General features: G+C 64.1%; 16 protein-coding genes. 9 read left to right on the plus strand and 7 right to left on the minus strand.

Annotated elements, in window-relative coordinates; all coding sequences use genetic code 11:
* Positions 1 to 55: 55 nt before the first annotated feature.
* From ACTS1Z_RS05845 to ACTS1Z_RS05875, 7 genes are all read right to left on the minus strand, one after another.
* Positions 56 to 703: an energy transducer TonB gene (locus tag ACTS1Z_RS05845; RefSeq protein ID WP_442623509.1), complete on the minus strand. Its 648-nt coding sequence runs from the start codon at positions 701 to 703 to the stop codon at positions 56 to 58.
* 128 nt (positions 704 to 831) lie between these two features.
* On the minus strand, positions 832 to 1737 hold the full coding sequence (locus ACTS1Z_RS05850) for an acyl-CoA thioesterase (RefSeq protein ID WP_442623510.1): 906 nt from the start codon (positions 1735 to 1737) through the stop codon (positions 832 to 834).
* An 83-nt stretch (positions 1738 to 1820) separates the two neighbouring features.
* Positions 1821 to 3107, minus strand: a complete 1287-nt coding sequence (locus ACTS1Z_RS05855; RefSeq protein ID WP_442623511.1) for a serine hydrolase domain-containing protein — start codon at positions 3105 to 3107, stop codon at positions 1821 to 1823.
* Between the two features lie 66 nt (positions 3108 to 3173).
* Entirely contained in the window at positions 3174 to 4505 is a 1332-nt protein-coding gene (gltX, locus tag ACTS1Z_RS05860) for a glutamate--tRNA ligase (protein ID WP_442623512.1), read from the minus strand.
* A 262-nt stretch (positions 4506 to 4767) separates the two neighbouring features.
* Entirely contained in the window at positions 4768 to 6420 is a 1653-nt protein-coding gene (locus tag ACTS1Z_RS05865) for an NAD+ synthase (protein WP_442623513.1), read from the minus strand.
* 38 nt (positions 6421 to 6458) lie between these two features.
* Positions 6459 to 6941, minus strand: a complete 483-nt coding sequence (locus ACTS1Z_RS05870; RefSeq protein WP_442623514.1) for a DUF2306 domain-containing protein — start codon at positions 6939 to 6941, stop codon at positions 6459 to 6461.
* Positions 6938 to 7069: a hypothetical protein gene (locus tag ACTS1Z_RS05875; RefSeq protein ID WP_442623515.1), complete on the minus strand. Its 132-nt coding sequence runs from the start codon at positions 7067 to 7069 to the stop codon at positions 6938 to 6940. The genes ACTS1Z_RS05870 and ACTS1Z_RS05875 overlap by 4 nt, the downstream gene beginning before the upstream one ends.
* Before the next feature lie 147 nt (positions 7070 to 7216).
* On the opposite strand from ACTS1Z_RS05875, the gene ACTS1Z_RS05880 reads away from it, so the two are divergent.
* The 9 genes from ACTS1Z_RS05880 to ACTS1Z_RS05920 all read left to right on the plus strand — a co-directional run.
* Positions 7217 to 8017 carry a LytTR family DNA-binding domain-containing protein gene (locus ACTS1Z_RS05880; RefSeq protein ID WP_442623516.1) on the plus strand — a complete coding sequence of 267 codons (801 nt, stop codon included), beginning with the start codon at positions 7217 to 7219 and terminating at the stop codon, positions 8015 to 8017.
* A gap of 107 nt (positions 8018 to 8124) precedes the next feature.
* Complete coding sequence (locus ACTS1Z_RS05885; RefSeq protein ID WP_442623517.1) at positions 8125 to 9060, plus strand: ribose-phosphate pyrophosphokinase; 936 nt, start codon at positions 8125 to 8127, stop codon at positions 9058 to 9060.
* Positions 9061 to 9066: 6 nt separating this feature from the next.
* The gene (locus tag ACTS1Z_RS05890) at positions 9067 to 10005 is read left to right on the plus strand and encodes an oxidoreductase (RefSeq protein WP_442623518.1); all 939 of its coding nucleotides are present in this window, start codon (positions 9067 to 9069) and stop codon (positions 10003 to 10005) included.
* 53 nt (positions 10006 to 10058) lie between these two features.
* On the plus strand, positions 10059 to 10454 hold the full coding sequence (locus tag ACTS1Z_RS05895; protein ID WP_442623519.1) for a cupin domain-containing protein: 396 nt from the start codon (positions 10059 to 10061) through the stop codon (positions 10452 to 10454).
* A gap of 12 nt (positions 10455 to 10466) precedes the next feature.
* Positions 10467 to 11258: a histidinol-phosphatase gene (gene hisN / locus ACTS1Z_RS05900; protein WP_442623520.1), complete on the plus strand. Its 792-nt coding sequence runs from the start codon at positions 10467 to 10469 to the stop codon at positions 11256 to 11258.
* Positions 11255 to 12139: a helix-turn-helix domain-containing protein gene (locus tag ACTS1Z_RS05905; protein WP_442623521.1), complete on the plus strand. Its 885-nt coding sequence runs from the start codon at positions 11255 to 11257 to the stop codon at positions 12137 to 12139. Before hisN ends, ACTS1Z_RS05905 begins: the two co-directional genes overlap by 4 nt.
* 128 nt (positions 12140 to 12267) lie before the next feature.
* Positions 12268 to 12471 carry a 50S ribosomal protein L35 gene (gene rpmI, locus ACTS1Z_RS05910; protein ID WP_176869918.1) on the plus strand — a complete coding sequence of 68 codons (204 nt, stop codon included), beginning with the start codon at positions 12268 to 12270 and terminating at the stop codon, positions 12469 to 12471.
* A 13-nt stretch (positions 12472 to 12484) separates the two neighbouring features.
* Complete coding sequence (gene rplT / locus ACTS1Z_RS05915) at positions 12485 to 12847, plus strand: 50S ribosomal protein L20 (protein ID WP_442623522.1); 363 nt, start codon at positions 12485 to 12487, stop codon at positions 12845 to 12847.
* 112 nt (positions 12848 to 12959) lie between these two features.
* Positions 12960 to 13701: phenylalanine--tRNA ligase subunit alpha (locus ACTS1Z_RS05920; protein WP_442623523.1), on the plus strand; the 742-nt coding region annotated here is incomplete at its 3' end.

A 13701-nucleotide genomic window follows, 5' to 3' on the forward strand; every position in this document is an offset into this window, starting at 1 on the left:
GCGTCAAGATAGGGCAGCTTGGCCGTCAGCGCCAGAGGTCGGCACGATTCCGCGTTCAGCTGATCTCGAAGACCACCGTGTGTTGCTGCCAACTCTCGATCGGCACGCCATCCCGTGTCGCCGGTTCGAACCGCCAGCTACGGAGCGCCTGGCGTTCGGTGGCGTCGCAAAAGGCGGGATGCGTCGCATCGACGGGGCGGGCTTCGACCACCCGGCCGCTAGGCGCGATCCGCACCCGGATCGTGCATGTCCCCTCGACGTCCTGGCGCAGGAGATTGCTCGGATATCGCGGCTGTACGTTTGTCATGCTCGCGAAGCGCGCGTCGCGAACGATCGGTTCGGGCACGGCTTCCGGTATTGTGGGCAGAGTTCCGCCTGTCGGGATCTCGGGCATGCGTGTCAGGTCGACCGGATCGAATGTGTAGTCCGGCACATCGATGATCGGATCGCTCACCATCGGCGTGTTCGGCAACCGCACCTCCGGCTCTACCGGATCGGTCGGCGCCGGCGGCGGGGGCGCGGACGGGACAATATTGACGACCTCGATCGGCCCCGGCTCGATGATCGCGGGCACGACGCCCGACTTCGCCAGAAAGGCCGCCGCCAGCGCCGCGCCGTGCAGCGCGATGACGATGGCCAGCCCCGACGAACTGTGCCGCGACTGGTTCAGATAGCCTGATTTTCGTGTGTCATTTCCGGTCATTCCCTCTCTCCCAAGACCGTGAACGAGTCTGGTATGATACATCATAACGCATCAAAAGTGTAGGCGGGCCGCCATGGGACGGCGATCCGGGGTAACGCAATGGGGCTGAAACGCCTATTTCCGGCGCGTTAGCGGCCCCGCAGGCGCATCAACCCTTCCTGCGCGGCGCTGGCGACGAGCCGGCCGTCCTGCGTGAAAATCTGGCCGCGATTGAAGCCGCGTGCATGGCCGGTCCAGGGCGAGTCGGTCGCGTAGAGCAGCCACTCATCGGCGCGGAATTCCTCGTGCAGCCAGAGCGAATGGTCGAGGCTCGCCATTTGCAGCGGGTCCTTCATCCAGCTGATACCGTGCTTCAGCGTACTCGTGCCCAGAAGGCTCATGTCGGACGCGTAGGACAGGATCGCCTGGTGCAGGCGGTGATCGTCGCCGATCGGCGCGACGGCGCGGAACCAGGTATAGCTGTACGGCTCGGATTTCTCCGGCTTGGCCGGATTGCGCCGTTCGACCGGGCGCAATTCGATCGAGCGCTGGCGGAGCATGCGCTTGCGGAACGGCTCGGGGATGAGCTCGATATGCTCGCGCCAATAGTCGGCCTCGCTCTGCAAACCGTCCGGCCCCGGAACGTCCGGCATGTCGAACTGGTGGGCGAGGCCCTCTTCGGGGCGCTGATAGTTGGCCGCCATGTTGAGGATCGGCTTCCCGCGCTGGAGCGCAATGATCCGCCGCGTCGAAAAGCTGCGTCCGTCCCGATCCCGCTCGATGCGGTAGATGATCGGGTAATTCTCGTTCCCCGGCCGCATGAAATAGGCGTGGAGCGAGTGCGCCCAAAGCTCGTCATCGACCGAATGATTAGCGGCAACCAAAGCCTGGGCGATCACCTGCCCGCCGAAGACCCGTCCGACACCACCCGGCAAGCGCGGTCCGCGATAGAGATCGGTATCGAGCTCCTCGACCGTCAGTAGATCGCATAATTTGCCGATCAGCTCTTCGGGCGTTTTCAGGGTCCGGCCCTGTTCGTCTTCGCTATCTGCCACGCTGTATCCTTGTGTATCGCGGGGGCCTGTGGGGCGCCCTCTTCCTCCAGCGCGGCAGCCAGATCAACCCTGTCAGTGACTTGTCACGAACCGCCATGCAGGTCCGCATAGACCGAGCCGAGCACACCGGCGCGGAACGGCGTGATCTCGCTCGGCAGGTTCTGGACATAGCCCGAGGCGCGCAGATTGTTCGCGCGATCGACCCAGGCGACCGTGCCGGCCGCGCCGCCCCAGCCGAAGGTACCGACACCCTCGCCGGCGGCGCCGGGCTCGATCGTCACGCGCCCGCCCGCGCCGAAACCGGATTCATAATACATCGCCGTCTTGTCGATATCGGGCGGCAGGAGGTCCGACATCGCGAGCCGCGCGGTTTCGGTTTCCATGACGCGGACATCGCCGAACGCCCCTTCCCCCAGCAACATGGTCAGGAAGCGGTCATAGTCGCGCGCGCTCGAAACAAGTCCTGCCCCGCCATAGGGATAGCGCGGCGGCAGCGCATAGACCGAACCCTGCGCCGGATCGACCGGTAAGACCTCGCCGTCGCGCAGCGTATAACTGGCCGTCATCCGGTCCTCTTTCTCCGCCGGTACCTGAAAGAATGTGTCGGTCATGCCGAGCGGCGCGAACAGGCGCTGGGTGAGAAAGTCTTCGAACGGCATGCCCGACGCGATCTCGATAATGCGCCCCAGCAGATCGATCGACACCGAATAGCTCCATCTGGTGCCCGGATCGGCGATGATCGGCAGGGTGGCGAGGCGGTTCGCAAATTCCTCGAGGCTCGACGGGCGATGCGCCACGGCCTCGGGCGCCTCGTGCATGATGACGCCAGGCTCCAGCCCGAGCCGCTGATATTCGGCGAGCAGCGGGCCCGTCGTGACGATCGTGTAGCCGAGCCCGGCAGTGTGGGTGAGCAGGTGCCGAATCGTGATCGGCCCGCTCGCGGCGCGTGTATCGAGACTGTTGTCGGGGTCGGTCAACACGCGCGGTTCTGCAAAGCCCGGAATGAAGTCGGCGATATTCTGATCGAGACCGACCGCGCCGTCCTCGACAAGCATCATCGTCGCGATGCCCGTAATCGGCTTGGTCATCGAATAGATGCGCCACAGCGTGTTCGGGTCCACCGCCGTCTCGCTATCCAGCGCGACCGTGCCGTCGGCGAAATAGTCCGGCGCCTCCTGCCCATATCCGACGGCAATCAGCGCGCCTGGTATGAAATGCTCGGAAACGAAACGCGGCACGAACGATGCGACCGTCGGCCATGTGGACGGATCTTCAAAGAACGCCAATGCCCGGCCCGGGACCGCTGTCAGCGCAAGCCCCGCACCGATGCCGCCTAACAATTGCCGCCGGTCCATCCGGATCGCGCCCATACCGATTCCCCCTCTTCTTTGCGCGCGCAGCTTTGCCAGAGCGTCAGATTTTCGCAAGCACGCGCATTATCCGGCGCGCTGGAGCCTTGCGATCGCGCGGTCCTTGCCGATCAGCGGCAGCAGAGCCGCCATCTCCGGCCCATGATCGCGGCCGGTCAGCGCCTGGCGCAGCGGCAAGAACAGCGCCTTGCCCTTGCGCCCGGTCTGCTCTTTGAGCGCGCCAGTGAGATTCATCCATGCCGCGTCCGACCAATCGAGATCGCCCGCGATCGCTGCGGCTTCGTCGAGAAAGGCCGCCGTCTCTTCGTCGAAATCGATGGTCTCGACCGGACCTTCGACGACATGCCACCAGTCGGCGGCCTCGGCGACGGTGGCGAGATTGGGCCGTATCACGTCCCAGCCCTCCGCGCCCATGCCGTCGGGCAGGCGATCCGCCACACCCTCGAAATCGAGCTGGTGGACGATCTTGGCGTTGAGCGCCGCCAGCTCTTCGCTGTCGAACCGGGCCGGCGCGCGGCCGAAGCGCGCGAAATCGAAGCTTTCGATCAGCGGTGCGGGATCGGCGAACGGCTCGACGGGATCGCTCGTCCCGATCCGCGCGAGCAGCGAGACTACCGCCATCGGCTCGATACCCTGTTCGCGAAACGCCTCGACGCCGAGCGAGCCCAGCCGCTTGGAAAGCTTGCCCTCGCTGCCGACGAGCAGCGCCTCATGCGCGAAGGCCGGCGGCGATACGCCCATCGCGTCGAACATCTGGATCTGCAGGCCCGTATTAGTGACATGGTCCTCGCCGCGCACGACATGGGTCACCGCCATATCGGCATCGTCGACGGCGCTTGGGAGCATATAGAGCCAGCTTCCATCCTCGCGCCGGATGACCGGGTCGGAGAGCAGTGCCGGATCGAAATGTTGCGGCCCTCTGATCAGATCGTCCCACTCAATGGGCGCGTCATGATCGAGCTTGAAACGCCAATGCGGCGTCCGGCCCTCGGCTTCGAAATCGGCGATCTGCTGCTTGGTCAGATCGAGCGCCGCGCGGTCATAAATGGGCGGCTTGCCCCGCCCGAGCAGAATCTTGCGTTTGAGCTCCAGCTCCTGCGCCGTCTCAAAAGCGGGATAGATGCGTCCGGCCGCGCGCAGTTGCTCGAAAGCCGCCTCATAGCGATCGAAGCGCGCGGACTGCCGCTCCTCGCCGTCGATATCGAGGCCGAGCCAGGCGAGATCGGCGCGGATCGCTTCGACATATTCCTCTTTCGAGCGTTCGCTATCGGTATCGTCGAGCCGCAGCAGAAAACGCCCGCCCCGCTTGCGCGCCCAGAGCCAATTGTGAAGCGCCGTACGGATATTGCCGACATGCAGCCGGCCGGTGGGCGATGGCGCGAAACGCGTGGTGGTCATAGCGGTTGGACGAGGCTTTCGTTGAAACGCGATGGAAATGGCAGGTTGACACCGAACGCCGCTTTTGAACCCTGTGACCTTTGCCGCTGCGGCCCGGAAAACCGGCAATACTGGTCCGCCGGCTTGGCACGGGGTGTGACCTTCCGGATCGCAGCCCGATTTCGCACTCTATCGTAATGACCCATTGCGGGATCGGTTATAGCGCGAGACCGGCCCTGTAGGACAGCATGGCGCGTTCGAAATACGGGTACGGACAGGCGCATCACACCGTCCGGAAGGCGTTGGTGATCGGATAGCGCCGGTCGCGGCCGAAATTGCGGACGCCGATCTTCACGCCCGGCGGGGCCTGGCGGCGCTTATATTCGGCGATGTAGAGCAAGCGTTCGATCCGCGCGACGGTCTCGCGCTCGAAACCGCGTTCGACCAGCGTATCGATGCCGACCTCCTCCTCGACCAGCCCCATCAGGATCGGATCGAGTATCTCATAGGGCGGCAGGGAATCGCTGTCCTTCTGGTCGGGGCGCAGTTCGGCCGTGGGCGGCTTCGTGATGACCTGTTCGGGCATGACCGGCCCGTCCGGACCCATGGCGAGGCTCGGCCGCGTCGCGTTGCGGAAGCGCGAGAGCGCGAAGACGGTCGTCTTGTACGCATCCTTCAGCACCGAATAGCCGCCCGCCATATCGCCATAGATGGTCGCATAGCCGACCGCCATTTCGGACTTGTTGCCCGTGGTCAGCAGCATATGGCCGAACTTGTTGGAGAGGGCCATCAGGGTCACGCCGCGGATGCGGGACTGGATATTTTCCTCGGTGATATCGACTTCGGAATCGGCGAAACTGCCCTCGAGCATCGCATCGAAGCCTTCGACAGCCGGCATGATCGGTATCGTATCGAGCTTGCAGCCCAATAGCTGCGCACAGCCTGCGGCATCGTCGAGACTCTCCTGCGACGTAAAGCGCGAAGGCATCATCACGCACCAGACCCGGTCCGCGCCCAGCGCATCGACGGCGACGGCGGCGGAGAGCGCACTGTCGATCCCGCCCGACAGGCCGAGTACGACGCCCGGGAAACGGTTGCGGTTCACATAATCGCGCAGACCGACCAGCATCGCGTGATAGATATCGGCCGGATGCGCATCGAGCTGGTGCTGCGGGCCGTCGGTGCACGCCCAGCCGTCACCCTGCCGTTCCCAGATCGTCGTCGCGATCTCCTCCTCCCAGTCGGCGAACTGCCAGGCGATCTCGCCGTCGCGATTGAGGATGAAGGAGGAGCCGTCGAACACAATCTCGTCCTGCCCGCCGACGCGATTGAGATAGGCGAGCGGCAGGCCGGTATCGGCGACGCGGCCGCGCGCCAGCGCCAGCCGGATATCGTCCTTCTCGACCTCATAGGGGCTGCCATTGGGCACGATGAACAGCTCCGCGCCGCGCGAAGCGAGATGCGCGCAGACGCCATCGACCCAGATATCCTCGCAGATCGGCACGCCGATCTTCACCCCGCGAAAATCGATCGGATCGGGCAAGGGGCCTGGCTTGAAGAGCCGCAGTTCATCGAACGTGCCGTAATTGGGCAGCCGATGCTTGCGGACGACCGCCGCGATCTTGCCGCCGTCGAGCAATGCCATAACGTTGTGAAGCTTGTCGTTTTCCACCATCGCCGTGCCGACGAGCATCGCCGGGCCGCCCGAGGCGGTCGCTTCGGCCATCCGCTCGAGCTCGGTCATCGCCCGTTCGATGAGCGCGGGTTTGAGCACCAGATCCTCGGGCGGATAACCGATCAGCTGCAATTCGGGAAAAACGATGAGGTTTGCCTCGGGACAGTCCGCCCGCGCGCCGAGCATCGCATCGGCATTGCCGGGCAGATCCCCCATCACCTGATTGAGCTGCGCGAACGCTATGGCCAGCCGATCCGTCATGCGCCGCTCTTAGGCGCGGGCCGCGAACCGGGCAATGGCTATCCGAAGACGAGACCGCCGAGAAAGCGGCCCGGGATGAAGGCGAAGGCGCCGGCGATCACGAGCCCGATATACATGCCCTCCATCGGCCGGCGATGGCCTTCGATATCGCTCTTGCGCAGGCGCCACAGCGACAGGGGAATCGATACCAGAACGACCACCGAAAAGATGTGGATGAAGGACAGTGCGAGCCAGAAGCTCGAAATGGCGGCCGTCAGCATCAGGATCACCCAGATGCGCCCCAGCAGCCGATGCCGCGCATCGCCCTTGCGGCCGTACAGGACCACCGCGCCGAGCGGCAATGCCGGCAATACCGCCGCCAGATGCACGGCGACGGCCGGCGAAAAGCTGTTGTCGTTCGGCTGTCCGTTGCCAAAACTGAGCGCCATCAGCGCGAGCGTGACGACGATCGTCCCGCCGGCCGTCGCGAGAATCGCCGGAACGGAGAGGCGTCCCGGCGCGCGTGCTGCCGAGCGGCTCATGCGAGCGCCATAACGGCAAGCGCTCCGACCGACGTACTGGTCGCCGCGGCGATCAGCGTTGCCGATACGAAAAGCGCGAAGGCCGCCGCGCCGATGGTCGAAAAGAGGGTGCGAAAATCGTTGGTCATGGCGTGTCTCCTGTTCGTGACACGATCAGGGTGGCGCATGCCCGTTCGCCGGCAAGCCGATCTGCGCGGACCGGATAAAATCTTCGCAAAGCCCCTGATTTTGGTCTATTTGCCCATTCACGAAGCGTGAACGGGACAGGCAAATCGATGAAAATGCGCCAGTTGGCCATCGAGATTTTCATCATCGCGGCGATCGGCGCGGTGCTCGGCCTGCTCGGGCCGTTCAACACCTATGAGATGCCGACGGCGATCCGCCTCGCCTATTGGATCGGCTTCATCCTTGTCGGCTATGCCATCTATCGCCCGGTGCAGACGGTCGCCGTCTGGCTCTCCGAATCGACCGCCATACCCTTATGGACCGCGCTGTTGTTGGCAGCGGCGCTCGCAGCGATCCCGCTGACCGCCGTCGTCGGTTTCGCGCTGGCCGGCATGCGCGTCGATACCGATTATCTGGGCGCCGGATTCGGTCTGCTCTATTTACAGGTACTCGGCATCGGGCTCGGCATTCAGGCGGCAATGTGGCTGCTCTTCACCCGCCATATCGGCACGGACGATCCGGAGACCGCCGAGATTGCCGCCGCGCCACCGGCTCCCAAGCCGCTCGACGTCCGCGATATCGCCATGCCCGAGCGGCCGGACGCGCCCTTTTTCGATCGGCTGCCGCCCGAACTCGGCACCAATCTCGTCTGCCTCGAGATGCAGGACCATTATGTGAAGGCGCATACGCTGGCGGGCAGCGAGATGCTGCTCATGCGGCTGCGCGATGCGATGGCCGAGCTCGACGGGGTCGAGGGGCTCCAGGTGCATCGCAGCTGGTGGGTGGCGCGCGACCAGGTCCGCGCGATCCGGCGCGAGGGGCGGGCGATCAAGCTCGAACTCGCCAACGGCCTGCTCGCCCCGGTCGCGCGCAGCCGGCAGGAGGCATTGCGCGCCGAAGGTTGGCTCTAGCAACGCATATTGTCCCGATCCTCCACACTCCCCAGAAAAGCGCGGGCCAGCAGTTTATTTTTTTCGGCCACGGCCTAAAACGCTTCTTGCAAGAGGGGAGTGCGTTCATGAAATTGCTGTCGGGTAATTCCAATCTGCCGCTGGCGAGCGCGATTTCCCAATATCTCGAGATTCCGCTGACCGAGGCGAATGTCCGGCGGTTCGCGGACGAAGAGATTTTCGTCGAGATCCTCGAGAACGTACGCGGCGAGGATGTCTTCGTCGTCCAGTCGACCAGCTATCCGGCGAACGACAATCTGATGGAACTGCTGATCATCATCGACGCGCTGAAGCGCGCATCGGCGAAACGGATCACGGCGGTGCTCCCCTATTTCGGCTATGCCCGGCAGGACAGGAAACCCGGGCCGCGCACGCCGATTTCGGCCAAGCTCGTCGCCAATCTGATTACCACAGCCGGCGCCAATCGCGTGTTGACGATGGACCTGCACGCCGGCCAGATTCAGGGCTTTTTCGATATCCCGACCGACAATCTCTACGGTGCGCCCGTCATGGCGGCCGATATTTCGGCGCGCTTTTCGAAGAAGGACATCACCGTGGTCTCTCCCGATGTCGGCGGCGTGGTGCGCGCCCGGGCGCTCGCCAAGCGGCTCGATAACGCGCCGCTCGCGATCATCGACAAACGACGGGAGAAGCCGGGCGAGTCCGAAGTGATGAACATTATCGGGACGGTCGAAGGCCGCTTCTGCATCATCGTCGACGATATCGTCGATTCCGCCGGCACGCTCTGCAACGCCGCGGCGGCGATGAAGGAATCGGGCGCGGAAGAAGTGATGGCCTATTGCACGCATGGGGTATTGTCGGGCGGCGCCGTCGCGCGGGTCGACGGATCGACGATGAAGGAGCTCGTGATCACCGATTCGATCGGCAATCACGATGCCATCGCCGAGGCCGAGAAGATCCGGCATCTGCCGATCGCCCCGCTCTTCGCCGAAGCGATTCGCCGCATCGCCGACGAAAGCTCGGTCTCCAGCCTGTTCGATTGAGCGCCAATGCTTGCGGTCACCAAGAGCGGCGTTCGCAACTGGAAGCCCGATGCGCTGCCCGATTTGACCGGCAAGCGCTACGTCATCACCGGCGGCAATAGCGGGATCGGCCTCGATGCCGCGCGGATGCTGGCGGACAAGGGCGCGGATATCGTCATCGCCGGGCGCAATGCGGAGAAGATCAACACCGCGGCCGCGTCCTTGCAGGGGGGCGCCACCGGCGAAATCGATACGGTCCAGCTCGACCTGTCCGATCTTTCCGACGTCCGCAAGGCCGCCGACACGGTCCGCTCGCGCTACGAAAAGGTCGACGGGCTGATCAACAATGCCGGGATCATGCAGACGCCCGAGACCCGCACGGTTGACGGCTATGAGCTGCAACTGGCGACCAATCATCTCGGCCATTTTCTCTGGGCCGGGCTGTTGTTCGATCTCGTCGAAAAGGCGGAAGGGCGGATCGTGACGGTATCGAGCATCGCGCATAAATTCGGCACGATCTTCACCGACGATCTGATGCTGGAGGAGCGCTATTCGCCGACCCAGGCCTATGGCCAGTCCAAGCTCGCGAACATGCTGTTCGGCCTGGAGCTGCATCGCCGGCTTGCCGCCAAAGGCAGCGCCGTCAAATCGATCGTCTGTCACCCCGGCTATTCCAACACCGCGTTGCAGGACACCGGCCCGGCCGGCCTGCTCAACTTCGCCTACAAGTTCCTTAATCCGCTCATGGCGCAGCCGTCCGCGCTCGGCGCCATCCCGACCGTCCTCGCCGCCGCCGGCGAGGAGGCGCAGTCGGGCGCTTATTACGGGCCGACGGGCTGGGGCGATGCGCGCGGCCCGGTCGGCGATTCCTTCGTGGCCATGCGCGGCCGTAATGCCGAACGCGCGCAATGGCTGTGGGAGGAAAGCGAGAAGCTCGTCGATTTCGAATGGGATTTCCTCCGCTGATTTCCGCCGCTGCCGGTTTGACCTGATTTCGCGCGGCCGGTATTCTTCGCGCCATGGCCAAAGCCGATATCTTCACCCATCCGATGCATCTCGGGCTCGGCGCGACGGCGATCCCCCAGCCCGAATTTACCGGCCTGCCCTGGTACGAGGACTATGGAGAGCGCACGGCTGCCGATGGCGCCGAGGGGCGCCTCGTGAGCGCGCACCGGTTCACCGGTCACTGGGATGTCTGGGAAATGCACCCCAAGGGGGACGAGGCCGTGATCTGCCTGTCCGGCGAGATGACCCTGCACCAGGAAATGGCCGACGGTTCGACGAACACGGTAACGCTCGGACCCGGCGAATATGCCGTTAACCCGCCCGGCTGTTGGCACACGGCCGATATCGACGGCGAAGCATCGGCGCTTTTTATCACGGCGGGCATGGGCACCGAGCATCGGCCGCGCTAACAGTCGGTCATCATGCCGACGCTGAACGACGATCTCGCCCTTGCACAGCGCCTTGCCGATGCGGCGGGCGAAGCGATCCGCCCCTTTTTCCGCGCCGATTTCGCGCGCGAAGACAAGGCCGACTCCTCGCCCGTTACCGAAGCCGATCGCGCCGCCGAGACCGCGATCCGCGCGATCCTCGAAAAGGAACGCCCGAAGGACGGGATCATCGGCGAAGAATTCGGGCGGGAGCGCGAGGGCGCATCGCGCCAATGGGTGCTCGATCCGATCGACGGCACGGTGAGCTTCATTGCCGGCCGGCCGACCTTCGGCACACTGATCGCGTTGATGCAGGACGGCTGGCCGCTGCTCGGCGTGATCGATCAGCCGATTGCCGGCGAACGCTGGACCGGCGCGATGGGACAGCCGACCGAGTTCAACGGCGCGCCGGTATCCGCCCGCCGGTGCCGCGCGCTCGACGGGGCGATGGTCGCGACGACCAGCCCGCATTGTTTTTCCAATGAACAGGGCGAAGCCTTTCTGCGCGTCGTCGCCAAGGCGCAGGCGCAAAAACGGCAGGGCCCGATCTATGGCGGCGACTGCTACAGCTACGGCCTGCTCGCCTCGGGCCATATCGATGTCGTCATCGAGGCGGGCCTCGCGATCCACGATTTCGCCGCGCTGATTCCCGTCGTCGAGGGCGCGGGCGGGCAGATGACCGACTGGCAGGGCGAGCCGCTATCGGCGTCGAGCGACGGCAATGTGATCGCGATCGGCGATTCCGCGCGGTTGGACGACGTTCTGGAGGCGTTGCACGGATCTTGAGCGAGAACCCGGTATCCCTTGAATTTTTCCAGCCCGGCGAGGCGCTGCGCGATTACATTTCGACCTATCACATATTGAGGATCGACACGCAGGGCGGCGATCCGGTGCGCGACCGCCTGCACCCCGAATGGGGCAATGTCCGTTTCTTCTTCGAAGGCGAGATGCGCGGTGCCACGCTGGGCCAGACGCCGGAGTTGCAGCCCGAAGCCATCATCGTCGGCCCGACAAGCCATGCGACGCCGCTGGAGACGTCGCGCTCGACCGTGTTCGGCGTCGGGCTCACGCCGCTCGGCTGGGCCGCGCTTATCGGCAAGGACGCATCGGAATATGCCAATCGCGCCGAGCATTTGAGCACGGTCTTCGGTGCGGAAAAGACCGCCCAAACGGTTGCAGGATTGAGAAGCGCGATCGACGACGAAGCCCGGGTCGCATTGATCGACGCGCTTATGCTGGGCCGGATCGGCCTGTTCAAATTCGATCGCGAGCGAATCGTGAATATCCATGCCGCATTGACCGACCCCGAGATACGCACGGTTGCGGAGATGGAAGCGGCGGTCGGCCTATCGCACCGCCAGTTCGAACGGACGGCGAAAACGGTGTTCGGCTTCGGCCCCAAAAAGCTGCTGAAGAGCCAGAGATTTGCCCGCACGCTCGGCCAGGCGATGCTCGCGCCTGAAAGCGAATGGACGAAGATTCTCGATCTCGCCTATTACGACCATGCGCATTTCATCCGCGATTTCAAAACCTTCATGGGCATGACCCCGACCGAGTATATGAGCACACCGCACCCGGTCGTGTCCGCCGGCGCCGTGCAACGCGCCTCCTTTGCCGGGGCGCCGATGCATATCCTGCATAAAGCGGCCGACTCCGAGGCGGGCTGAAGCGCAATATTCTTGCTTTCCGGCCCGTGCATCGCTATGTCCGCCATCTTCCAAACGATGTGAGGAACTGTCCGGCCGGAATGGGCTGCCGAGGCCGTTCGCAAATCGTCAGTGACAAGGAGACGAAAATGCCCAAGCTGAAGACCAAGAGCGGTGTGAAGAAACGCTTCAAGATCACCGCTACCGGCAAGGTCAAGCACGGTGTCGCGGGCAAGCGCCACCGCCTGATCAGCCATAATTCGAAATATATCCGCCAGAATCGCGGCACCACGAAACTGTCCGACGCCGATGCGAAGACAGTGAAGAAATGGGCGCCCTACGGGCTGCGCTAGGAGGTAAGCGACAATGGCACGAGTAAAACGCGGGACCACCACCAAGGCCCGTCACAAGCGCGTTCTCAACGAAGCGAAAGGCTATTGGGGCCGCCGCAAGAACACCATCCGCATTGCGCGGCAGGCGGTCGAAAAGGCCGGCCAGTACGCCTATCGTGATCGCAAGGTCAAAAAGCGGAAGTTCCGGGCGCTGTGGATCCAACGGATCAACGCCGCGGTGCGCGCCGAAGACCTGACCTATGCGCGCTTCATGCACGGCCTCAAGCTCGCCGGCGTCGAGCTGGACCGCAAGGTTCTCGCCGATCTCGCGATGAACGAGCCCGAGGCGTTTAGCGCCGTCGTTGCCCAGAGCAAGGACGCGCTCGCAAAGGCCTGAGGCAGCGACAGCAATCGCCGGTAGCAAGACCGGCAAATCCAACCTAAAGGGCGCGGGGAGCGGAACGGCTCTACGCGCCCTTTTCGCATCAGCTATCTGAACGGACGGAATGATGGATCAGCAACAGCCGGATCTGGAACAGCTCAAGCAGGATTTGTGCGCGGCAATCGACGTCGCCACGGGGCTCGACGCGCTCGACGCCGTGCGCGTGCACGCGCTCGGCAAGAATGGGGTCGTCACCAGCCTGCTCAAGACGCTGGGCGGCATGTCGCCGGAAGAACGCAAGGTCGAAGGCCCGCGGATCAACGGGCTGCGCGGCGAGATCGCGGACGCGATCGAAGCGAAGAAGGAAGCGCTCGCCGAAGAATTGCTGGCCGAGCGGATGGCGTCCGAAACGCTCGACCTGTCGCTGCCGCCGAAAGCGGCGCCCACAGGTTCGGTCCATCCGGTCAGCCAGGTGATGGACGAGCTGGCGGAAATCTTCGCCGATCTCGGTTTCGCCGTCGCCACCGGCCCGGAAATCGAGGACGACTGGCACAATTTCACCGCGCTCAACATTCCCGAAAGCCATCCGGCGCGGGCGATGCACGACACTTTCTATTTCGGCGAAAACCAGATGCGCGACGGCCAGCCGATGATGCTGCGCACGCATACCTCGCCCGTGCAGATTCGCACGATGACGTCCGGCGAGCCGCCCTTCCGGATCATCGCACCGGGGCGTACCTACCGCTCGGATTCGGATGCGACCCATACGCCGATGTTCCACCAGGTCGAGGGCCTGGTGATCGACCGCGACATCACGATGGGGCATCTCAAATGGACGCTCGAAACCTTCGTGAAGGCCTTTTTCGAGC

The sequence above is a fragment of the Parasphingopyxis sp. genome, from assembly GCF_052168295.1.
Classification (GTDB): Bacteria; Pseudomonadota; Alphaproteobacteria; order Sphingomonadales; family Sphingomonadaceae; genus Parasphingopyxis.

Excerpts from the sequence above, each read along its gene's own strand:
- ACTS1Z_RS05845 (WP_442623509.1), bottom strand. The coding sequence starts at position 703 with ATGACCGGAAATGACACACGAAAATCAGGCTATCTGAACCAGTCGCGG.
- ACTS1Z_RS05855 (WP_442623511.1), bottom strand. The coding sequence starts at position 3,107 with ATGGGCGCGATCCGGATGGACCGGCGGCAATTGTTAGGCGGCATCGGT.
- gltX (WP_442623512.1), bottom strand. The coding sequence starts at position 4,505 with ATGACCACCACGCGTTTCGCGCCATCGCCCACCGGCCGGCTGCATGTC.
- ACTS1Z_RS05865 (WP_442623513.1), bottom strand. The coding sequence starts at position 6,420 with ATGACGGATCGGCTGGCCATAGCGTTCGCGCAGCTCAATCAGGTGATG.
- ACTS1Z_RS05870 (WP_442623514.1), bottom strand. The coding sequence starts at position 6,941 with ATGAGCCGCTCGGCAGCACGCGCGCCGGGACGCCTCTCCGTTCCGGCG.
- ACTS1Z_RS05875 (WP_442623515.1), bottom strand. The coding sequence starts at position 7,069 with ATGACCAACGATTTTCGCACCCTCTTTTCGACCATCGGCGCGGCGGCC.
- ACTS1Z_RS05880 (WP_442623516.1), top strand. The coding sequence starts at position 7,217 with ATGAAAATGCGCCAGTTGGCCATCGAGATTTTCATCATCGCGGCGATC.
- ACTS1Z_RS05885 (WP_442623517.1), top strand. The coding sequence starts at position 8,125 with ATGAAATTGCTGTCGGGTAATTCCAATCTGCCGCTGGCGAGCGCGATT.
- ACTS1Z_RS05890 (WP_442623518.1), top strand. The coding sequence starts at position 9,067 with ATGCTTGCGGTCACCAAGAGCGGCGTTCGCAACTGGAAGCCCGATGCG.
- ACTS1Z_RS05895 (WP_442623519.1), top strand. The coding sequence starts at position 10,059 with ATGGCCAAAGCCGATATCTTCACCCATCCGATGCATCTCGGGCTCGGC.
- hisN (WP_442623520.1), top strand. The coding sequence starts at position 10,467 with ATGCCGACGCTGAACGACGATCTCGCCCTTGCACAGCGCCTTGCCGAT.
- rpmI (WP_176869918.1), top strand. The coding sequence starts at position 12,268 with ATGCCCAAGCTGAAGACCAAGAGCGGTGTGAAGAAACGCTTCAAGATC.
- rplT (WP_442623522.1), top strand. The coding sequence starts at position 12,485 with ATGGCACGAGTAAAACGCGGGACCACCACCAAGGCCCGTCACAAGCGC.